Consider the following 22,275-nt stretch of genomic DNA (forward strand, 5'->3'; position numbering starts at 1 on the left):
CGGGGGCTTGGGCTCTCCGGAGACTGAGCCGGGCCCGCTCGCGTCAGGTCAGGAAGTGCGCGACGGCGCTCCAGGACGGGTCGTCGGCCACGTCGACCCGTGCCCGGCCCTCCGTCCAGCTCAGGACGAGTTCCTTGATCACGAGAGCGGCGTCGCTCGACGGGTCGGCGTAGACGTGCAGCACCCGCGTGCCCCCGGTGCTCAGATGCGCCGCCAGCATGGCCGAACCGAGCTTGTCGAGCCGCTCGCCCAGACGCTCCTCGAAGGTCCGCAGCGCCTGCAGGGACGTTCCGGCCGGTTGCCCCTCGGCGTCCGCCTGTCCGTACGGCAGGCTGATCGCGATGTGCTGGTCGAACAGCGGATGGTCGACGGGGCGCAGCGGGTAACGGGCCGTCACCGTCAGGCGGGCGCCCTGTGCCGTCTGGCCTTCGAGCACCGCCCACTGGTCGGGCTTGACCCCGGCGGCCACGTCGGCGACGACGGCGGGAAGGTGGATCGCGGGGATGGCGTCGATGGGCTCGAACTCGGCCGCGACGATGTCCCCCACCCAGCGGGCGACCTCGTCCTCACCGAGGAGCCAGTCGAGCGCGAGCAGGGCCGTCTCCAGCCGGGTCTCATCCTCGATATCCAGAAATATCGGGTGAAAGGCAGAAATGTCGACGCGGGCGGTGCCCGGCGGAACGCGCAGGCCGAGCACCAGCCTGTCGAGACCGAACTCCCTGCCTGCGACGTCGACGGACATCTCGGCCGCCCTCGGGTTGGCCTGGCGGGACGGATGGAACTCCCACAGGTCGTCCGCCGGAGGGGCGGCCTTGGCCCACCGGTGGGCGAAGGACCGCAGTTCGGGGTCGCCGGACGCGCTGACGACCAGGGCGTGCCGTGCCGTGAGGCCCGGCGCGATCTCCCAGATCAGGGCGGGATCGAGCGCGGCGACGGCGGCGCCGATCAGCCCGGCGAGCGCCTCGGTGTCCTCCGCCTCGATGTGGGAGTCGATCTCGGGGCGGGTCTGCCGCCACCAGGTCCAGAAGTCCGCGATGGCCTCGGCCGGGTCGGCCGGACGGCTCTTGCGCCCGAACAGTCGCATGACCCGGAATCCTCGCAGGTCGCCCGCTCCGGTGCCAACGCGGCCGCGAGAGCCGTCCGCGTCGGCACCGGAGCGGCCGATCAGCCCCGCCGTACGGGTAATCTCGAAGTGTTATGAGTTCCACTCAGAGGCTCCGCGTGCTCGCCGCCATGTCCGGCGGCGTCGACTCCGCCGTGGCCGCCGCCAGGATCGCCGAGGCGGGGCACGACGTGACCGGCATCCACCTCGCGCTGTCGTCCAATCCCCAGTCGTACCGGACCGGGGCCCGCGGCTGCTGCACGCTTGAGGACTCCCGCGACGCCCGGCGGGCCGCCGACGTGATCGGCATCCCGTTCTACGTCTGGGACATGGCCGAGCGGTTCCACCACGACGTGGTGGAGGACTTCGTCAACGAGTACGCCGCGGGGCGCACGCCGAACCCGTGCCTGCGATGCAACGAGAAGATCAAGTTCGAGGCGGTGCTCGACCGGGCGCTCGCGCTCGGGTTCGACGCCGTCGCCACCGGCCATCACGCGCGCCTGTCGGACGGGGTGCTGCGCCGCAGCGTCGACGAGGGCAAGGACCAGTCGTACGTGCTGGGGGTGCTCACCCGCGAGCAGCTCGCGCACGCGATCTTCCCGCTGGGCGACTCCACCAAGGCGCAGGTGCGGGCCGAGGCCGCCGAGCGTGGACTGGCTGTGGCGGACAAGCCGGACAGCCACGACATCTGCTTCATCGCCGACGGCGACACCCGCGCGTTCCTGTCCGAGCGCCTGGGAACGTCGGAGGGGCCGATCGTCGACGCCCTCACCGGGCAGGTCGTCGGGAGCCACGAGGGCGCCTTCGGGTTCACCGTCGGACAGCGCAAGGGGTTGCGCATCGACCGCCCGGCCGGCGACGGGCGGCCGCGCTACGTGTTGTCGATCGAGCCGGTCTCCAACACGGTCACCGTCGGCCCGCGCTCCTCGCTGGAGGTCCGCGGCATCGTCGGCGAGCGGCCGGTGTGGAACGGGCCCGTGCCCGAGGCGTACGAGCCGATCAGGTGCACGGTCCAGTTGCGTGCGCACGGCGAGGTGTACGGCTGCCGTGCCCAGCTGTCCGGCGACCTGCTGCACATCGAGCTCGACACCCCGGCCACCGGCGTCGCGCCGGGCCAGGGCGCCGTGCTCTACGACGGCGACACGGTGATCGGGTCGGCCACGATCTCCTCGGCCGTCTAGGGAGAAGCGGTCTAGGACAGCTCGACCGACTCGCCGACGGGGACGCGGCGGAAGTCGGCCTTCTGGCTGTCGGCCTCCATGCCCAGGAAGTTGTCGATCAGCATCAGGCCGATGTCGTTGGCCAGGCCGTCGTGCGTGGAGTACGCGCGCTCCGGGCGCACGTCACGGAGGTACTGGATCGTCTCGGCCAGCTTGACCCACGGCCCGGTCGTCGGCACGAGCAGCGTGGCCACGTCGACCTCGGGAACGGTCAGCGCGTCACCGGGATAGAAGACCTCCTCGTCCACCAGAAAGCCGACATTCTGGATGGGATCCACACCGGGCAGGTTGACGGCGTGCCATTCGCCGATCACCTTCACGTCGAACCCCGCCGTGGTGAAGGCGTCGGTGTGCCGCACGACCTGGACCTTCGCCGGGATGTCACCGAGCTGGTCGGCCACGGCCTGACAGGTCCAGATCTCCGGACCGGCCGGCATGCTCTTCAGCAGTGCCTCGTCGAGGTGGTCGAAGTGCTCGTGGGTGATCAGCACCGCGTCCGCACCGTCGAGCAGGCCCTCTCCGCTGAAGGTGCCCGGGTCGATGACGAGCGTCGAGCCGTTCTTCTCCAGACGCCAGCACGCATGGCCCAATTTGGTGAGTTTCATAGTCCCTAAGCTAGTCCTCGTGAATGACTATCCGTGGGGCGAGGCCACGGCCACCGGCGTGGGGTCCTTTCCCGAAGAGGATCACTTCGCGGCCCTGCGCCTGGCCTTCGACGAGCTGCCCATGCCGTACCTGCCGGAGCTTCCCGCGCGAGGCGTCGGCGCGGACATGATCGGCAGAGGAGCCACGCTCCTGGTGGAGATGCCCGTCGAGGTGCAGCCCTCGGGATGGCGGTTCACCGACCGGCCGGGACGGGACGCGAAGCGGGCCCGCGACCACCTGATCCGCGACCTCGACGGGCTCGAGGAGGTCGCGCAGGGCTACCGGGGACCCCTGAAGATCCAGGCCTGCGGGCCGTGGACCCTCGCGGGGGCGATCGAGCTCAGGCACGGGGACAAGGTGCTGGCGGACGCGGGAGCCGTACGGGATCTGACGGACTCCCTGGCGGAAGGGCTGGCCAGGCATGTCGCCGACGTGCGCGCCCGGGTGCCCGGGGCGCGTCTCGTCGTCCAGCTCGACGAGCCCGGACTGCCCGGCGTCCTCGCCGGGACCGTGCCGACGGCGTCGGGATTCGGCCGCCTGCGGGCCGTGGAGCCGGTGATCGCCCGTGAGCGGCTCGCCACCGTCCTTTCCGCCGTCGCCCCCCGCGAGCCTGAGCCCGTGGATCCGCTGGAGCTCGCGGCGCTCGGCGCGCCCGGATCATCCGCATCGTCTGGATCATCCGCATCGTCGGACGCCGGCCGTCCCGCTGACGACGAGGCGGGCGCCTTCCCGATCGTCCACTGCTGCGCCCCCGGGACGCCCTTCGACCTTCTCCGTACGGCAGGCGCGCGCGGTGTCTCCGTGGACGCGTCCACACTGCGGCGCAGGGACGAGGACGCGATCGGCGAGGCGATCGAGGCGGGCGTCGCGCTGTTCCTCGGCGTCGTGTCGGGTGTGGACATCCGCCTGCCGGACGTCGGAGTGATCGCGAAGCCGGCGCTCGAGTTGTGGCGGCGGCTCGGATTCGCCCCGGCGGAGCTCGCGAGGCAGGTCGTGCTCACGCCGGCGTGCGGGCTCGCCGGAGCCTCGCCCAGATACGCCAAGGCGGCGCTGATCGCCTGCCGGGACGCGGCCCGCGTCCTGCGGGACGACCCGGCCGAGTAGGCGCGGGATCCCGGGAGGCGCAGGACGAAGCACTCGGCCTGTGGCCGTCGCGGGCCGGGTCGGCGAAGATGTCGGTGGCCGGAGATACGGTTTCACCAGGGCTTCCACTGGGGCGTTGACGAGGGGAGACGAGCGACGTGACCGATCAGGTGAACGAGGCGGCAGGTGCGCCCGCGCAGGCGCGTGAGCGGCACGCCCAGCTCGTGGAGTCACTCGAGGACGCCGGCTGGCGCTATTACGTCCTCGACTCGCCCACGGTGAGCGACGCGGAATACGACGGCTGGATGCGGGACATCAAGGCGCTCGAGGAGGAGTTCCCCTCCCTGCAGACTCCCGACTCGCCCACGCAGAAGGTCGGCTCGCCGATCTCCACCGAGTTCGCCGCCGTCGCGCACCTGCAGCGGATGGAGAGCCTCGACAACGCGTTCAACGACGCCGATCTGGCCGGGTGGCAGGCCAGGGCCGAGCGGCTGGCCGAGACCGATCCCGCGCCCTATCTCTGCGAGCTGAAGATCGACGGGCTGGCCATCGCCCTCGTGTACGAGAAGGGCCGCCTGACCAGGGCCGCCACCCGGGGCGACGGGCGCACCGGCGAGGACGTGACGCCCAACGTGCGGACGATCGCCGACGTGCCCCAGCGCCTGGTCGGCGACGACGTCCCCGACCTGCTCGAGGTCCGCGGCGAGGTCTTCCTGCCCGTCGAAGGCTTCAAGAAGCTCAACGAGCAGCTCATGGACGCGGGAAGGGCGCCGTTCGCCAACCCGCGCAACTCCGCGGCCGGCTCGCTGCGGCAGAAGGACCCGCGGATCACCGCCCAGCGCCCGCTCCGGATGATCGTGCACGGCGTCGGCAAATGGGAGGGGACGGAGCCGCCCAAGACCCAGTCGGAGACCTACGACAGGCTCGCGGCCTTCGGCCTGCCGGTCAGCGACCGCTACAAGGTCGTCGGGACGCTCGAAGAGATCATCGGCTTCATCGCCTACTACAACGAGCATCGCCACGATCCGGCGTACGAGATCGACGGCGTGGTCGTGAAGGTCGACAGGATCGCCCTGCAGCGCCTGCTCGGCTCCACCAGCAAGGCCCCCCGGTGGGCCATCGCGTTCAAATATCCGCCGGAGGAGGTCACGACCGGACTCCTCGACATCCAGGTCGGCGTGGGCCGCACGGGGCGGGTCACTCCGTACGGCGTGATGAAGCCGGTGGTGGTCGCCGGGTCGACCGTCGAGCGGGCCACCCTCCACAACGCCTCCGAGGTGGTACGCAAGGGCGTCCTGATCGGGGACACCGTCGTGCTGCGCAAGGCGGGCGACGTCATCCCGGAGATCGTGGGCCCGGTGACCGACCTCAGGAACGGGTCGGAGCGTGCCTTCGTCATGCCGACGCACTGCCCCGAGTGCGGCACCGAGCTGGCCTATGAGCGTGAGGGCGACGCGGACCTGCGCTGCCCCAACGCCCGGGCCTGCCCCGCGCAGCTGCGCGAGCGGATCTTCTTCGCCGCCGGGCGCAACGCCTTCGACATCGAGGGGCTCGGCTACGTCGCCGCCACCGCGCTCACCCAGCCGCTCCCTCCGCAGGAGCCTCCGGTCGTGACCGAGGCGGACTTGTTCGACCTCACGATCGACCGGCTGCTCCCGATCAAGTCGGTGGTGCGCGACATCGAGACCGGGCTGCCCAAGACCGACCCGGAGTCCGGTGAGCAGAAGGTCGTCTCGTTCTTCGCGACCATCGCTGGTGCGCCGAGCAAGAACGCGGAGAAGATGCTCGAGCAGCTCGAGGCGGCCAAGGACCAGCCGCTCTGGCGGGTCCTCGTCGCGCTGAGCATCCGTCACATCGGCCCGCCGACCGCGCGGGCGCTCGCCGACGACTTCCGTTCGATGGACGCGATCGCCACCGCCACTGAGGAGGAGCTCGCGGCGGTTGAGGGCATCGGCCCGCGGGTGGCCGCCACGATCAAGGAATGGTTCGAGGTCGACTGGCACCGCGAGATCGTGGACAAGTGGCGGGCCGCCGGCGTGCGCATGGTCGACGAGCCGCCCGCCGACCAGCTGCCGCAGACGCTCGAAGGCATGAGCTTCGTCGTGACCGGCTCGCTGGCGGGCTTCACTCGCGACGAGGCGAGCGAGGCGATCACCAGCCGGGGCGGCAAGGTGTCGAGTTCGGTCTCCAAGAAGACCGCTTTCGTCGTCGTCGGCGACAGCCCAGGCTCGAAGTACGACAAGGCGATCAAGCTGGGCGTGGCCATCCTCGACGAGCAGGGCTTCCAGATCCTCCTCCAGGAGGGCCCCGAGGCGGCGGAGGCGGCGGCCGTGGCGCCCGAGGCCTGACCGCGACGCCGTCATGGACGGCCGTGTGCCGTACACCCGATAAGGCCGGACTTCAAACGTAATCGCTGCAGGAAACCGGCCAGGCGGCGCTTTGGGGTTGCCCGAAACCGGCCATTTTTCGCGAATCCTCGCGGCTTTTGTCAGGGGATCTTAGGAAATCTACCGTAACGGACCGTGCCCAACCGGTTTCGCGAAGTGGCCCAGAGGCCGTACCCTCCCATAGTGACCTCTTGGGGGGTTTCTGACCTATGGCGATATCTAGCAATCTCTGGCCATGTGCAGAGATTGCCCGTTCCGGCAGTCTCATGGTGACTTCTGAGATCGCCCCGGCCGACGCGCGTGACACCGGGCCGCGCCCCGGTTCGCCCCTGTGGGGCTACTTCACGGCCGTCATCGTCCTGGGCTTCGCCGCCCTGATCGCGGCTCAGGTGCGGCTCGGCGTCGGCGAGCTCGCGGACGCCGCGCGGACCCCGCTGTTCTGGATGCTGGCCGTCCTCGTCGTGCTGGGCGAGCTGCGTCCCGTCATGGTCAGTTCCTCCAACCCCGTCGGCGGCACCCCGACGTCCGCGATGTTCACCTTCGCGGTGCTCATGCACTACGGCCTGCCGACGGCGGCGTTGATGCAGGCCGTCGCGGTGGTGGTCAGCGGCGGGCTGCGCCGCAGGGCGTGGCACCGTGTGATGTTCAACATGGCCCAGGTGACGCTGGCCTGCACGGCGGCGGCCGTCGCCTTCGCGGCGTTCGGCATCCACCCGCGCACCGAGGCCCCCTGGACCCCCGACGGAATGGACATCCCGGCCCTCGCCCTGGCGGCGTTCGCCTACTTCGTGGTCCGGGCCTCGCTGGTCTGCTCCGCGGTCGCGCTGCACGAGCGCAAGCCGATCCTGCGCGTCGTCAAGGCGTCGATCGGCCCGCAGGCCCTCGTCTACGGCGCACTCCTCGGGCTGGCGCCCCTGGTCGCGGTGGTGATGTCGCACTCGTCGGCCCTGGTGCCGCTCTTCGTGGCGCCCCTCGCCGCCGTGCACTTCACCGCCACGCTGTCGCTGCGCCGCGACCACCAGGCCACCCACGACGGGCTGACCGGCCTGCCGAACCGGAAGATGCTGATCCTGCACACGATGGAGGCGCTCGCAGAGGCGCGCGAGAACGAGCGCGTCGGCCTGCTCCTGCTCGACCTCGACCGGTTCAAGGAGGTCAACGACACGCTGGGACACCCGGTCGGGGACCGCCTGCTCCAGCTCGTCGCCCACCGGCTCAGCCACAGCGTCCGGCCGGGAGACATGGTCGCCCGCCTCGGCGGAGACGAGTTCGCCGTGCTCCTGCCGTCCATCCGGGACGCCCACGCGGCCAAGGAGGTCGCCTCGCGGTTACGGGTCGCGCTGACCCAGCCCGTCCGGCTGGAGGGGATGACCTTCGATCTGGACGCCTCGATCGGCATCGCGCTCTTCCCCGACCACGCGCCCGACTTCGAGCTGCTGCTGCAACGCTCTGACGTGGCGATGTACCTGGCCAAGGAGCACCGGACGGGCGTGGAGTTCTACGCGTCCGACAAGGACCGCAACTCGCCCGAGCGGCTGAGCCTCCTCGGCGACCTGCGGATGGCCATCGAGTCGGGCGACCTCGACCTCCACTACCAGCCCAAGGTCAGGCTGAGCGACGGCACGGTGGAGGGCGTCGAAGCCCTGCTGCGCTGGTGGCACCCCCTGCGCGGCCCGGTTTCGCCCGTCGAGTTCATCCCGCTCGCCGAGCAGTCCTACCTCATGCGCGAGATCACCCAGTACGTCATCAAGAAGGCGCTGGCCCAGGCCGGGCAGTGGTGGGAGGCCGGCATCGGCGTGCCGATCTCGGTCAACGTGTCGGCGCGCGACCTGCTCGACTCCAACCTGCCCGAGCAGCTGGAGTCCGGGTTGAAGGAGCTCGGCCTGCCGGTGGACGCGATCCGCCTGGAGATCACCGAGCGGGTCCTGATGACCGACCAGGCCTACATCGCCGACACGATCAAGACGCTCGCGGAGATGGGCGTCCACCTCTCACTCGACGACTTCGGCACCGGCTACTCGTCGCTCGTCCGCCTCCAGCGGCTGCCCGTCTCCGAGGTCAAGATCGACGCGTCGTTCGTCCGGCGGATGACGGAGTCCGACGACGACGAGCAGATCGTCCGGTCCATCGTCGACCTCGTCAGGTCCCTGGGGTTGCGGGCCGTCGCCGAGGGCGTGGAGTCACTGGAGATCGCGGCGATCCTGCGGGAGATGGGCTGTCCCGCCGGTCAGGGCCGGTGGCTCGCCAAGCCCATGTCGGCCACGGAGACCGCCGTCTGGCTGCGCTCCCGCCTGAGCCCGGCGTTCGTCTCGCGTGCGGCCGACCGGGCGCGACTCGCGCCCCATTGACCTGCCCGGCCGCGATGGGTCGGTCCCGCTAGGAGACGAGCCCTAGGATGGGAAGGTCCAATCTCCATCCATGAAACGGGTTCGACGACTCATGTCCGCCATAACCCGCGATGAGGTCGCTCACCTCGCCCGGCTGTCCCGGCTGGCGCTGGACGAGGGGGAGCTCGACCACTTCGCCGCCCAGCTCGACCAGATCGTCGGCGCGGTAGCCCGCGTCGCGGAGGTCGCGGCCGGAGACATCCCGCCCTCTTCGCACGCTCTGCCGTTGACCAACGTGTTCCGTCCCGACGAGGTACGGCCCTGCCTGACGCCGGAGCAGGCGCTCTCGGGCGCGCCCGCCGTCGAGGACGACCGGTTCCGCGTGCCGCGGATCCTGGGGGAGGAAGCATGAGCCTGACTCACAAGACGGCCGCGGAGCTGGGACGGCTCGTCGCCTCCCGGGAGACCTCCGCCGTCGAGGTCGCGCAGGCCCACCTCGACCGGATCGCCGAGGTCGACTCGAAGGTCTCCGCGTTCCTGCACGTCGACGCCGAGCGGGCGCTCGCACAGGCGCGCGCCGTGGACGAGCGGATCGCCAGGGGCGAGAAGCTCGGCCCGCTGGCGGGTGTGCCCATCGCCCACAAGGACGTCTTCACCACCGAGGACATGCCGACGACCGCGGGGTCGAAGATCCTCGAAGGCTGGCGGCCGCCGTACGACGCGACGGTGACCCGCCGCCTCCGCGAGGCCGGGCTGGTCATCCTCGGCAAGACCAACCTCGACGAGTTCGCGATGGGCTCGTCCACCGAGAACTCGGCGTACGGCCCCTCGCACAACCCGTGGGACCTGTCCCGGGTCCCCGGCGGCTCGTCGGGCGGCTCCTCCGCGGCCGTCGCCAGCTACCAGGCGCCGCTGTCGACCGGCACGGACACGGGCGGCTCGATCCGTCAGCCCGCCGCCGTCACCGGCATCGTCGGCATGAAGCCGACCTACGGGGGCTCTTCCCGGTACGGCCTGATCGCGTTCGCGTCGTCGCTGGACACGCCGGGCCCGTTCGCCCGCAACGTGCTCGACGCGGCGCTGCTGCAGGAGGCGTTCTCCGGGCACGACGAGTTCGACTCGACCTCGATCGACGCGCCGGTCCCGCCGGTGGTCGAGGCCGCCAGGCAGGCGGACGTCGCCGGCCTGCGCATCGGCGTGGTCAAGGAGTTCGGGGGCGAGGGATACCAGCCCGGCGTCCTCGCGCGGTTCCACGAGACGGTCGATCTGCTGGAGTCCCTCGGGGCCAAGGTGGTCGAGGTCTCCTGCCCGACGTTCGGCTACGCGCTCCCGGCGTACTACCTGATCGCCCCCTCGGAGTGCTCGTCCAACCTCGCCCGCTTCGACGCCATGCGCTACGGCCTGCGCGTCGGGGACGACGGCACCCGCAGCGCCGAGGAGGTCATGGCGCTCACCCGGGCCGCCGGCTTCGGGCCCGAGGTCAAGCGGCGGATCATGCTGGGCACCTACGCCCTGTCGTCGGGCTACTACGACGCCTACTACGGCCAGGCGCAGAAGGTCCGCACGCTGATCTCGCGTGACTTCGAGGCGGCCTTCCACCAGGTCGACGTGCTGATCTCGCCGACCACGCCGACGACGGCGTTCCCGATCGGGGAGCGCGCCGACGACCCGATGGCGATGTACCTGGCGGACCTGTGCACGATCCCGAGCAACCTCGCGGGGAACGCCGCGATCTCGGTGCCGTGCGGTCTCGCCGACGAGGACGGGCTGCCGGTCGGCCTGCAGATCATGGCTCCGGTGCTGGGCGACGACCGGTGCTACCGCGTCGGCGCGGCGGTGGAGAAGGCGTTCGACGACCGCTGGGGCGGCCCCCTGCTGTCCAAGGCGCCCGCGCTCTAGAGGGGAGGGACGGCGCATGATCAACGAAATCGATCTCGCGGTTCCGGTCCCCGTGTGCGCGGACCGGTTCGCCGATGCGAGGAACGCAGTGAAGGGACGGGCTTACCTGTGAGCAGCACTGACACGCTCATGCCGTACGACGAGGCGCTGGAGCGCTTCGAGCCGGTGCTGGGACTGGAGACGCACGTCGAGCTCGGCACCGCGTCGAAGATGTTCTGCGGCTGCTCGACGACGTTCGGGGCCCCGCCCAACACCCACGTGTGCCCGGTCTGCCTGGCGCTGCCCGGCTCGCTGCCGGTGGCCAACGCCAAGGCGATCGAGTCGACCATCAGGATCGGCCTCGCGCTGAACTGCTCGATCGCGGAGTGGTGCAGGTTCGCCCGGAAGAACTACTTCTATCCGGACATGCCGAAGAACTACCAGATCAGCCAGTACGACGAGCCGCTGTGCACGGAGGGCTACCTGGACGTCCAGGTGGAGGGCAAGACCATCCGGGTGGAGATCGAGCGGGTGCACCTCGAGGAGGACACCGGCAAGTCCACCCACGTCGGCGGAGCCACCGGCCGCATCCAGGGCGCCGACTACTCGATCGTGGACTACAACCGCGCGGGCATCCCGCTGGTCGAGATCGTCACCAAGCCCGTCGAGGGGACGGACCGGCTCGCCCCCGAGGTGGCCAGGGCGTACGTCACGGAGCTGCGCGAGCTCCTGCGCTCCCTCGGCGTCTCCGACGTCCGCATGGAGGAGGGCTCGCTGCGCTGCGACGTCAACGTGTCGCTGATGCCGCGCGGATCCTCGGAATGGGGCACCCGCACCGAGACCAAGAACGTCAACTCGCTGCGCAGCGTCGAGCGGGCCGTCCGGGGTGAGATCGAGCGGCAGGCGGCGATCCTGGCGGACGGCGGGCGGATCATCCAGGAGACCCGCCACTTCCATGAGGACACCGGGGCGACCACGTCCGGCCGGTCCAAGGAGGAGGCGCAGGACTACCGGTACTTCCCCGAGCCCGACCTGGTGCCGATCGCGCCCGATCCCGCGTGGGTGGCGGAGCTGAAGGCGGAGCTGCCCGAGCTGCCGTCCGTGCGGCGGGCCCGCCTCCAGGCGGAGTGGGGAGTCTCCGACCTCGACATGGCGGCCATGCACAACGCCGGCGCCATCGAACTGGTCGAGGCGACGGTCGCCGCCGGCGCCCCGGCCGCGGACGCCCGCAAGTGGTGGATGGGTGAGCTGGCCCGGCGGGCCAACGAGGGCGGCACCGCTCTCACGGACCTGCCCATCACACCCGGCGACGTCGCCAAGGTGACCGAGCTGGTGGCCTCGGGGGCGCTCAACGACAAGCTGGCCCGCCAGGTGCTCGAAGGCGTGCTGGCCGGAGAGGGCACTCCGGAGGCCGTCGTCGAGAGCCGGGGCCTGCGGATCGTCAACGACGAGGGCGAACTGTCCGCGATCATCGACCAGGTGCTGGCGGGCAACGCCGACGCGGCGGACAAGGTGCGATCGGGCAAGATCGCGGCTGTGGGCGCCCTGGTCGGCGGGGTCATGAAGGCCAGTCGCGGCAAGGCCGACGCCGGCCGGGCCCGCGAGCTCATCCTCGAGAAGCTCGGCGTCGAGGGATAGGTCCCGCCCGCCGCGAGCGGCGACGCCGCTCGCGGCGGGGCTTCACACCGCGACGAGACCTCGATGACAGATGTTCCGTACGGTGACGCTGTTGTGCCGGCGAGTGCCTGGCACACGGAACGTTGTTGTTTCATGACATATCTACAAGGCAGGCTTTAGGGTTGGCTGAACGGAGTTGCCCCTGAGCCGGAGGAGACCGAGGCGTGCGGAACGCCGGAGCGTCCATAGATCCGCCGACGGATCCGCTGTCGGCCGTTCCCGCCTCCGATCCGCCCAAGAAGCATCCGGTCCGGTCGAACGCCTCCGCCCTGCCTCCCGGCGTCTCCGCCGACATCTTCGGCGAACGGCCGGGGCCGTCCGCACCCGGGCCGTCGGCCGCGGCGCAGGGCAGCCTCCCCCCGCCCGCGACCCCCGTCGAGCTCTGGCCGGTGATCGAGAAGACGATCGTCGAGGAGCCCGCCCCGCTCGAAGCCGGACCCGAACCGAAACGGCGGACGCTGCGCTACACGGTCATCGGCCTGGTCCTCCTGCTGCTGCTCGCCTATCTGGTCCCCGCGATCTCCATGTCCGGCCGGATCCTGCCCGGAACCACGGTCCTCGGCGTCGACATCGGCGGGCAGAGCGTGTCCGACGCGGCGTTGAGCCTGCAGGAGAAGCTGTACACCCAGACCCGCTCGCCCGTCGTCGTCCGGCAGGGCACCCACCGCATTCCCGTCGACCCGATCGAGGCGGGTCTCCAGTTCGACGCGGAAGCGACCGCGCGTCAGGCGCCGACCGGCTTCCCCAGCCCGGCGCAGGTCGTGGGGTCGATCTTCGGAGGCCGTGAGATCAGGCCGGTGGTCGCGGTCGACCAGGTCAAGCTGGAGGCGGCCGTGGCCAAGGAGGTCGGCGCCTCCCTCGAGGACCCGGTGCAGGAGGGCGGCGTCAAGTTCAAGGGGACGATCCCCGTGCCGGTCTATCCGCATCCGGGCAACGGGATCGACAAGACGATCGTGGCCAGGGACATCCAGCGGGCCTATCTCAGCCCGGACGTCACGGTGATGGCCGCGGCCGTGAAGGACGACCCCCAGGTCGACCGGGCCGCCGTCCAGGATGCCGTGGCGTGGGCGAAGCGCGCGGTCGCCGAGCCGATCACGCTGACCATCGGCGCGAAGTCCGTCCAGCTCCCTCCGGCTGTTTTGGCCGGGCACCTGTCGTTCGTGCCTGAGGGCCGCTCCCTCAAGCCCCGGTTCGAGGCCGCGGCCGCCGCCGTCGGCTTCGAGCACCGCCTGGTCGCCGACGAGACCGCGGCGAGGAACGCCACGTTCACGATCGAGGACGGCAAGCCGGTCCTGGTGCACGCCCGGGCGGGCAAGCGGGTCGACACCGGCCGCCTGGCGGTCAACGTGATCGAGGCGATGGGCGGCGGGAGCCGTACCGTGCCAGTGACGCTGGTCACCGCCCCGCCGGTCGTGACGGACGCGGACGTGCTGAAGATGGGCGTCAAGGAGAAGATCAGCGAGTTCACGACCTCCTACGCCTGCTGCCAGCCGCGGGTGGCCGACATCCAGGCCGCCGCCCGCCTGCTGGACACCCATCTGGTCCGGCCGGGGGAGACGTTCTCGTTCAACGAGTACGTCGGGAGGCGGGACGCCGTCGGCGGCTTCAGCGGAGTCGCCATGGTCACCGCGATCCGGGGCGAGACCGGCTCGGACGTCGCGGGCATGAGCCAGGTCGCGACCACGATGCTCAACGCCGTGGTGCGCGCGGGGCTGGGGGGCATCGAGCGCACGGCCCCCGACGTCTACCTGCCGCAGTATCCGGCCGGGTTGGACGCCGCGGTGTCCTATCCCGGGCCGGACCTGAAATGGACCAACGACAGTCCGTACGGCGTGCTGATCCAGGCCTCGGCGAGCGACACGGCGCTGGTCGTGTCGTTGTGGAGCACCAAGCGGTACGACGTGGAGGTCCGCGATCCGGTCAAGACCCGGTTCCTCCACCTCGCGCCGGTTGAGGGGAGCGGGCCGGACTGCGTGCCGGCTCCCGAGCAGCCGGGCTTCACGGCGGAGGTGACACGGGTCCTCAAGCGGGACGGCAAGGCCGAGGACCGGCAGTCGTTCACGACCGTCTACCACCCCCAGTCCGCCGTCACCTGCCCCGCCCCTCCCGCGTGATCATGCACGGATTCGGGATCACCCGGTCCGGCCTGGGCCGTCGCTGGGCGTGATCATGCACAGATTCGCGATCATCCGGTCCGACCTTGGGTGATGCCGGGCGTGATCATGCACGCCCGGCACCGTTGCTCAGCCGCCGGCGTTCCCGGTCGGCACGACGAGGATGCGATCGTCGCCCTGGCGGGGCGCACCGCGGCCGTCCTTGTTGCTGGTGCCGACCCACAGGCTCCCGTCGGGCGCGGTGACCACCGCCCGCAGCCGGCCGTACTCCCCGGCGTAGAGGGCCTCGGGTCGCCCGACCCGGCCTTCGCCGTTCAGCGGGATCCGCCACAGCCGCTGGCCGCGCAGCGCCGCCGCCCACAGGGAGCCGTCGGCGTACGCGAGCCCGGACGGCGACGCCTCGTCGGTCGACCAGGTGAGCAGCGGATCGGTGTACTTCCCGCCTCCGCCCATGCCCTCGACGTCGGGCCAGCCGTAGTTGTGGCCCTTCTCGATCAGGTTGATCTCGTCGTAGGTGTTCTGGCCGAACTCCGTGGCGTACATGCGGCCACCGGAGTCCCAGGCCAGCCCTTGGACGTTGCGGTGGCCGTACGACCAGATCAGGGTGCCGAAGGGGTTGCCGGGCGCGGGCTTGCCGTCCAGGGTCATCCGAAGGATCTTGCCGGCCAGGGAGTTCCTGTCCTGGGAGAGCCCGCGCTCGCCGGTCTCGCCGGTCGAGGCGTAGAGGTAGCCGTCCGGTCCGAAGGCCAGGCGGCCCCCGTTGTGGATCGACCCCTTCGGGATGCCGGTGACGAGCGGGACGGGATCGGACAGGCCGCCGTCGTACCGGTAGCGGACCACCCGGTTGTCGCCGTTCGCCGAGAAGTACACGAAGACGTAGTGGTCCGTCGCGAAGCTCGGGGACACGGCCACGCCGAGGAGCCCGCCCTCCCCGGCCGGCGAAACGCCCTCGATCACCCCGACGTCCGACACCTGGCCCTGCGGGGTGACCCGGACGAGCTTGGCCGAGTCCCTCTCCGTCACGAGCGCGTCGCCGCCGGGCAGGAACGCGATGGCCCAGGGCACCGCGAGATCCGTCACCAGCGTGCGCGGCGACCCGGACGGCCGCGCCTGCGCCGATCCCTCCAGCGGGGCGGGCGTCAGGGCACCGCCCTGTCCCGGTGCACCGCCGCCGGCCGCCGGCGCCACAGGCGCGGCGGAGCATGCCGTGGCCGTCGTGATCGTCACGGCCAGCGCCAGCGCCAGCGCCCGTGTGAATCGGCCCGTCTTCACCATGTCTTCGCGACCTCCCTCGTCCCTTCCATACTCGCGTTTCGCCGCGAAGGTTCCCTAGGTTTGTTCATGTGAAGATCTGGGTCGCCTCGCAGGACCTCGCCGACGTGTTGTCCGATCTGCCCAAGGAATTCCCGGATGATCCTCCGGAGATCGAATGCGCCGTTTACGACGGCAAGGGATCGCCGCCGGGTTCGCCAGAGGAGGTGGAGATCTGGGTGCCGCCGCTCGTCCCGGTGCCCGACATCCCCGGGCTCCTCGGCCGGATGACGGGACTGCGCCTGCTGCAGACCGTGACCGCGGGCGTCGAGCCGTACCTCCCGCACGTCCCGGCGGGGGCGATGCTCTGCAACGCGCGCGGCGTGCACGACGCCGGGACCGCCGAGTGGATCGTCGGCGCGGCCATCGCCGTGCTCCGCGAGTTTCCGGGGTTCGCCGCGGCCCAGGCCCGGCGCGAGTGGACCTACCACCACACCGGCGTCCTCGACGGTTCCACCGTCCTCATCGTCGGGTACGGCTCGATCGGTGAGGCCGTGGAACGCCGCCTGGCGGGGTTCGAGGTCGACGTGGTCCGCGTGGCGAGGACCGCGCGCGAGGGCGTCCACGGGGAGCACGCCCTCGCCGGTCTGCTGCCCTCCGCCGACGTCGTCGTTCTGCTCGTCCCGGTGACGACCGGCACCGTGGGCATGGTGGACGCCCGGTTCCTCGCGCGGATGAAGGACGGGGCGGTGCTCGTGAACGCCGCACGCGGCACCGTCGTCGACACGGACGCGCTGGTCGCCGAACTCGAGAGCGGACGGCTGCGCGCCGCCCTCGACGTGACCTCCCCCGAGCCGCTGCCCGCGGACCATCCCCTGTGGACCGCACCCGGGGCTTTCATCACCCCGCACGTCGCCGGCAGCTCACCGGCGTCCCTGCGGCGGACACGCGCGCTCGTGCGGGCGCAGGTCATCAGATACATGACGGGCGAGAGACTCGCTAACATGATCACGGGTCATTACTGAGCGCTCCAGCTCGGGACGACACGGGCGACCAGGCACTTGACTGGAAGTCCTGACTGGTCCATTAAGGAATCCGGAACGTGGCTGCTCCGTGACCTGTAGTGCGTACGGTGAACCTCGTCGCGCGCGGCCGGTTATCAGATCGGTGACGACTCGCCGGTTGTCGCCGTTCAGATCAGGCAGTGTGCGCAGACTGGCCGTGTGACATGGAGAGTAAAGCCGGGTCGAGGACGGGAGGGGCAGTGACATCACACCCCGCCGGGCGAGACGACGCCGACGCGGCTCCACCTCCGGAGGCGGCGCCGGATCCACCGGCACCGGACCTGAGGGTGCCGGAAACGGAGCCACCGGACACGGTGGACGCGCTGACGTCCGGAGCCGCCGGCCCTGGCCGTGAGGCGACGGCCGCGGAGACAGTTGCACAGACGGCTACAGGGACAAGGGACACAGGGGCGATACGCGTGGACGGCAGGCGCAACCCGAGGGGTTCGCTCACCGCCGCGGCCGGACTCGGCGCGGTCGGGCTCACCGCCGCGTTGATCGGCGGAGGCTCCTCGTCCGTGATCGCCGCGGTGGCGGGCGTCGCCGCCGGCCTTCTCGCCGCGATCTCGCTGTTCCTGGCCGCCTCCCGCGCCCAGCCGGGGCAAGGGCTGCGGCCCGCCGCCTCGCGCTGGCTCGCGATGGGCACCCTGACCTGGCTCGTCGGCATCGGGCTGCGCCCGGTCGCCGACGGCACCCCCTTCGTGCTCACCTTCGCCGACCTGCTGCTTCTCGTCGGGTCCGTGCTGATCTCGATCGGCTGCGGGACCGCCGTCACCCCCTCCGCCTACAGCAGGAGCGCGTTCAGGCAGGCCGCGGACGCCTACCTGGGCGCCGCGTCGATCTTCACGCTGGGCTGGGTCCTGCTGCTCGGACCCGCCTTCCAGAAGGCGGAGGAACCCGGAGCCTTCATCTCCACCCTGGCGCTGCCGATCGTCTGCCTGTTCGCGGCCTGCGCCGTCGCGCCCGCCGTGGCCGCCGCCCGGTCGGGAGGCCGGCTCGTCGGTCTCGCCGGTGTGATCGTGCTCGGGGCCGTCACCGTGGCCGAGGTGAGCACCGCCCTGGCCCGGCTCAGCGGCGACGACCCGCCCATGGTGACGGTCCTGGTCGCGCCGGCCGCCTTCCTCCTGCTCGCCGTCGCGCCGTGGCTCGACCAGCGGCGTTTCCGCAAGCCCCTGCCGGCCGCGGTGACGGCCGCCACGCCGCTCGTGCTGGTGGCCGTCGCCACCGTCGCGGTGGCCGTCCAAGCGGTCGGCGGCGACCGGGACGCGGCCCTTTCCGCCGTCGCGGCCTCCGTCGTCCTCGTCCTGCTCGGCCGGCTGTTCGTGCTCCTGGTGGAGACCGCGGGCATGCGCCGCCTCGTCGACGTCGGCGAGCGGCAACTCCGCCAACTGGCGGAGAACGCGGGCGACCTCGTTCTCATATGCGATCACGACGGCGTGATCAGGGAGATCGGCGCGGCCGTCCAGGAGACGTACGGCTACTGCCCCGAAGACCTCGAGGGCCACCCGATGTTCGACTACATCCACCCCGAGGACGTGCCCGGCATCCACGCGCTGCTGCGGCGCATGACCGCCTTCGAGGACGCCGACGGGCACGGGACCTGCCGGATCGCCTGCCGGGTCCGGGCGGCGGACGGCACCTGGCGGCCGACCGAGTCGGTCGCCACCCGGGACGTACGGAACGAGGACCTGATCCTCGTCAGCGTCAGGGACATGAGCGACCAGGTGGCGCTGCGCAACCAGGTCACCCACCTGACCTTCCACGACGGCGTGACGGGCCTGCCCAACCGGGCCTACTTCGAGGAGCGCGCCCGGGAGGTCCTCGCCCGCCGGGGCTCCGGCAGTACCGCCGTGATCTTCCTGGACCTCGACGGCTTCACCGGCGTCAACGACTCGGTCGGCCACGCCAGCGGCGACTACCTGCTCGGCCAGGCCGCGCGCCGCCTCCGCTCCGCCGTACGCGCCGACGACACGCTGGCCCGCTGGGGCGGAGACGAGTTCGCGGTACTGCTGGAGGGCGGCGTCTCCTCAGGGGCGGACGCCCAGACCGCGATCGACCTGGCGGAACGGCTCGTCCGGGCGGTCTCGTCCGAGCCCTTCCGGGTGGCCGACCGCGACATGGCCCTCACCGCCAGCGTGGGCGTCGCGTTCGCAGAGGACGGCCTGCCCGCCGGCGACCTGCTCCGCAACGCCGACGTCGCGATGTCCCGGGCGAAGGAACTGGGCGGCCGGCGGGTCGAGGTGTTCGCCGCGCAGATGCACGCCGAGGTCGTACGGCGGCTGGAGATCGCGGCCGACCTCCAAAGGGCACTGCTCGACAACCAGTTCGCCATCGAGTACCAGCCCGTCGTCGACCTGGCGACCTCCCGCGTCACCGCAGTGGAGGCGCTGGTCCGCTGGTGGCGGGGAAGCGAGTTCGTGCCGCCGGAGCAGTTCCTCGGGCCGGCCGAGGACACGGGCCTCATCGTGCCGCTGAGCGAGTGGATTCTGCGCGAGGCGTGCAACGAGGTGGCCGCGTGGCGGGCCTCCTCGCTGGACATCGGCCTGTCGCTCAACCTGTCCCTGCGCCAGATCACGGCACCGGGGTTCGTCGAGACGATCTCCCAGGCGCTCACCGAGAGCGGGCTGCCCGCCAGCGCGCTGACCCTCGAGGTCATCGAGGAGATGCTCGTCGAGGACGCCGAGGACACGATCAACAAGCTGTCGCAACTGCGCGCCCTCGGGGTGCGGCTCGCGATCGACGACTTCGGCACCGGCTACGCGTCGCTGGCGTTCCTCCGCCAGCTGCCCGTCGACATGATCAAGATCGACCCGTCGTTCGTCTCCGGGCTCGGCCGGGACGAGACGCTCACGCTGCTGACCCGCACGATCGTACGGCTCGGCCATGATCTCGGCCTGATCGTCGTCGCCGAGGGGATCGAGCGGCCCGAGCAGCTCGAACTGCTGCGGGAGATGGGCTGCACCCGCGGCCAGGGCTACCTGGTCGGCCGCCCCATGGCCGCCCGCGGCGTCGACTCCCTCATGCGGACATCCCTCCAGAACACTGCTTGATTTTGCCGAGCCTTCGGCTCGGCGGGCGCTGTGTTTGATTGCCTCGCCTTCGGCTCGGCGGGCTCGGTGCGCCCTAGAGGCCGGGTCTTCCCTCGTCACGTCCTCGTTCGTTCCTCGCTGCGGGCGTTCCTCAGTCCAGACCCCGGCCGCGCCCCTCGCGTTCCATGTTGCTCATACGTCGACAGCGGCATCCGCAGCTCTTGTGCACCCCACAGGTATCGCGAGGGGGCGGCGGTGCCTGGATTGAGGAACGAGCGAGGAGCAAAGGCGAGTGACCTGCGGTGCGCAACCGTCACGCGAGGGGCGCGGCGGTGTCTGGACTGAGGAGTGAGCGGGGAGCGAGGTACGAGCGACCCCGAACGACGAGGGAAGACATCGCCAAAAAGAGCGCCCCGAGCCCGCGTGAGCGGAGCGAGCGCAATAAACAGGGCGCCCCGAGCCCGCCGAGCCGGAGGCGAGGCAATCAAGCGCAGAGCAATAAACACACCATCCCGGATGCTGAGACTTCCGTCCCAGATGATTTGACGTGAGGGCTCGGGATCGGACATGGTGTAGCCATGCATCGCGATGGGATTCTCGTAGTACTTCGCAGGCGCGCAGCCTGACGAAGTCTCAGTCCTGCGCGCGCCCCAGCTCCGCTAAGCGGATGGGGCGTTTTTTATGCCATCGCAAGCCCAGCAGACAAGCTCAGCCACAAGGAACGAGCCGATGACCGAACAGATGACAGGTGCCCAGGCTCTCGTTCGAGCCCTGGAGCACGTTGGGGTCGACACGGTGTTCGGGATCCCGGGCGGCGCAGTGCTCCCCGCCTACGATCCCCTCTACGACTCGGTCAAGGTCCGGCACGTGCTTGTACGGCACGAGCAGGGCGCAGGCCACGCTGCTGAGGGATACGCCCAGGCCACCGGCAAGGTGGGGGTCTGCATGGCCACCAGTGGGCCGGGGGCGACCAACCTGGTCACCCCGATCGCCGACGCCTACATGGACTCGGTGCCGATCGTCGCGATCACGGGTCAGGTCCCGACGCCGCTGATCGGGACCGACGCCTTCCAGGAGGCGGACATCTCCGGCATCACCATGCCGATCACCAAGCACAACTTCCTCGTCACCGAGGCCGCGGACATCCCCAGGACGATCGCCGAGGCGTTCCACATCGCGTCGACCGGCCGTCCGGGCCCGGTGCTGGTGGACATCGCCAAGGACGCGCTGCAGGACATGATGGAGTTCTCGTGGCCGCCGGTCATGCAGCTCCCCGGCTACCGTCCCGTCACCCGGCCGCATTCCAAGCAGATCCGTGAGGCCGCCAAGTTGATGATCGAGGCCAAGCGCCCGGTCCTCTACGTCGGCGGCGGCGTGCACAAGGCGCACGCCTCGGCCGAGCTGATCGAGCTCGCCGAACTGACCGGCATTCCCGTCGTGACCACGCTGATGGCGCGAGGGACGTTCCCCGACAGTCACCCTCAGCACATGGGGATGCCGGGCATGCACGGCAGCGTCTCCGCGGTCGGCGCCCTGCAGCGCTCCGACCTGCTGATCGCGCTGGGCACGCGGTTCGACGACCGGGTGACCGGCCAGCTGTCCAGCTTCGCGCCGAACGCCAAGATCATCCATGCCGACATCGACCCGGCGGAGATCTCGAAGAACCGCCACGCGGACGTGCCGATCGTGGGCGACTGCCGTGAGGTGATCGGCGACCTCGTCACGATCATGCGCAACGAACGCGACGAGGGCCGCAAGGGCGACTACTCCGAATGGTGGCAGCTGCTCAACGGATACAAGCAGACCTATCCGCTCGGCTATGAGTCGTACGACGACGGGTCTCTCGCCCCGCAGTACGTCATGGAGCGGCTGAGCGCCATCGTCGGGCCGGACGCCTTCTACGTGGCGGGCGTCGGCCAGCACCAGATGTGGGCCGCGCAGTTCATCGGTTACGAGAACCCGGGGTCGTTCATCAACTCGGGCGGCGCCGGAACGATGGGCTTCGCCGTCCCCGCCGCGATGGGCGCCAAGATGGGACGGCCGGACGCCACGGTGTGGGCCGTGGACGGCGACGGCTGTTTCCAGATGACCAACCAGGAGCTCGCCACCTGCGCGATCGAGGGTGTGCCGATCAAGATCGCGGTCATCAACAACGGTAACCTCGGCATGGTCAGGCAGTGGCAGACGCTGTTCTACGACGAGCGCTACTCCAACACGGACCTGCAGAGGGTCAAGAGGATTCCGGACTTCGTGAAGCTGGCCGAGGCATACGGATGCGTGGGCCTGCGCTGCGAGCGGCCGGAGGACGTCGACGCGACCATCCAGAAGGCCATGGAGATCAACGACGTGCCCGTGGTGGTCGACTTCGTCGTCCACCAGGACGCGATGGTCTGGCCCATGGTCGCGGCCGGCACCAGCAACGACGACATCAAGTACGCACGTGACATGGCGCCGAAGTGGGAGAACGAAGAATGAGCGAGCGGGGCGAAGGGGCCTGC

14 protein-coding genes are annotated in these 22,275 nt (G+C 70.6%); 11 read left to right on the forward strand and 3 right to left on the reverse strand.

Translation table 11 applies throughout. The features are described 5' to 3' along the window. Nucleotides 1-43 precede the first annotated feature (43 nt). On the reverse strand, nt 44-1,084 hold the full coding sequence (locus tag Pka01_RS25165; RefSeq protein WP_203885346.1) for a DUF695 domain-containing protein: 1,041 nt from the start codon (nt 1,082-1,084) through the stop codon (nt 44-46). A 113-nt stretch (nt 1,085-1,197) separates the two neighbouring features. Between Pka01_RS25165 and mnmA the strand changes: the two genes are divergently transcribed. Next, a complete protein-coding gene (mnmA, locus tag Pka01_RS25170; RefSeq protein ID WP_275414506.1) occupies nt 1,198-2,283 on the forward strand; it encodes a tRNA 2-thiouridine(34) synthase MnmA in 1,086 nt (361 codons plus the stop codon). Nucleotides 2,284-2,294: 11 nt separating this feature from the next. Here mnmA and Pka01_RS25175 read toward each other — a convergent pair whose 3' ends face one another. Then, nucleotides 2,295-2,927, reverse strand: a complete 633-nt coding sequence (locus tag Pka01_RS25175) for an MBL fold metallo-hydrolase (RefSeq protein WP_203885347.1) — start codon at nt 2,925-2,927, stop codon at nt 2,295-2,297. 19 nt (nt 2,928-2,946) lie between these two features. Between Pka01_RS25175 and Pka01_RS25180 the strand changes: the two genes are divergently transcribed. The 7 genes from Pka01_RS25180 to Pka01_RS25210 all read left to right on the forward strand — a co-directional run bounded on the left by Pka01_RS25180 (nt 2,947) and on the right by Pka01_RS25210 (nt 14,433). Beyond that, nucleotides 2,947-4,071: a methionine synthase gene (locus Pka01_RS25180; RefSeq protein ID WP_203885348.1), complete on the forward strand. Its 1,125-nt coding sequence runs from the start codon at nt 2,947-2,949 to the stop codon at nt 4,069-4,071. A gap of 137 nt (nt 4,072-4,208) precedes the next feature. Next, complete coding sequence (gene ligA / locus Pka01_RS25185; RefSeq protein ID WP_239115284.1) at nt 4,209-6,398, forward strand: NAD-dependent DNA ligase LigA; 2,190 nt, start codon at nt 4,209-4,211, stop codon at nt 6,396-6,398. A gap of 305 nt (nt 6,399-6,703) precedes the next feature. Then, nucleotides 6,704-8,785: a putative bifunctional diguanylate cyclase/phosphodiesterase gene (locus Pka01_RS25190; protein WP_203885349.1), complete on the forward strand. Its 2,082-nt coding sequence runs from the start codon at nt 6,704-6,706 to the stop codon at nt 8,783-8,785. A 91-nt stretch (nt 8,786-8,876) separates the two neighbouring features. Next, complete coding sequence (gatC, locus tag Pka01_RS25195; RefSeq protein ID WP_203885480.1) at nt 8,877-9,176, forward strand: Asp-tRNA(Asn)/Glu-tRNA(Gln) amidotransferase subunit GatC; 300 nt, start codon at nt 8,877-8,879, stop codon at nt 9,174-9,176. Further along, nucleotides 9,173-10,663 carry an Asp-tRNA(Asn)/Glu-tRNA(Gln) amidotransferase subunit GatA gene (gene gatA, locus Pka01_RS25200; RefSeq protein WP_203885350.1) on the forward strand — a complete coding sequence of 497 codons (1,491 nt, stop codon included), beginning with the start codon at nt 9,173-9,175 and terminating at the stop codon, nt 10,661-10,663. The genes gatC and gatA overlap by 4 nt, the downstream gene beginning before the upstream one ends. A 108-nt stretch (nt 10,664-10,771) precedes the next feature. Further along, nucleotides 10,772-12,280, forward strand: a complete 1,509-nt coding sequence (gatB, locus tag Pka01_RS25205; protein WP_275414507.1) for an Asp-tRNA(Asn)/Glu-tRNA(Gln) amidotransferase subunit GatB — start codon at nt 10,772-10,774, stop codon at nt 12,278-12,280. 203 nt (nt 12,281-12,483) lie between these two features. Beyond that, nucleotides 12,484-14,433: a VanW family protein gene (locus Pka01_RS25210; protein WP_203885351.1), complete on the forward strand. Its 1,950-nt coding sequence runs from the start codon at nt 12,484-12,486 to the stop codon at nt 14,431-14,433. 129 nt (nt 14,434-14,562) lie between these two features. Here Pka01_RS25210 and Pka01_RS25215 read toward each other — a convergent pair whose 3' ends face one another. Continuing rightward, nucleotides 14,563-15,708 (reverse strand): PQQ-dependent sugar dehydrogenase, encoded by a 1,146-nt coding sequence (locus tag Pka01_RS25215; RefSeq protein ID WP_203885352.1) that lies wholly within the window; start codon nt 15,706-15,708, stop codon nt 14,563-14,565. 68 nt (nt 15,709-15,776) lie between these two features. Here Pka01_RS25215 and Pka01_RS25220 point away from each other — a divergent pair, with 68 nt between their 5' ends. The 3 genes from Pka01_RS25220 (at nt 15,777) to Pka01_RS25230 (ending at nt 22,252) form a co-directional block, all read left to right on the forward strand. Further along, nucleotides 15,777-16,709, forward strand: a complete 933-nt coding sequence (locus Pka01_RS25220) for a 2-hydroxyacid dehydrogenase (RefSeq protein ID WP_203885353.1) — start codon at nt 15,777-15,779, stop codon at nt 16,707-16,709. 458 nt (nt 16,710-17,167) lie between these two features. After that, entirely contained in the window at nt 17,168-19,798 is a 2,631-nt protein-coding gene (locus Pka01_RS25225; RefSeq protein WP_239115285.1) for a putative bifunctional diguanylate cyclase/phosphodiesterase, read from the forward strand. 660 nt (nt 19,799-20,458) lie between these two features. Beyond that, entirely contained in the window at nt 20,459-22,252 is a 1,794-nt protein-coding gene (locus Pka01_RS25230; RefSeq protein WP_203885355.1) for an acetolactate synthase large subunit, read from the forward strand. The last annotated feature ends 23 nt before the right edge of the window (nt 22,253-22,275 follow it).

Source organism: Planotetraspora kaengkrachanensis (assembly GCF_016862895.1).
Taxonomy (GTDB): Bacteria; Actinomycetota; Actinomycetes; order Streptosporangiales; family Streptosporangiaceae; genus Planotetraspora; species Planotetraspora kaengkrachanensis.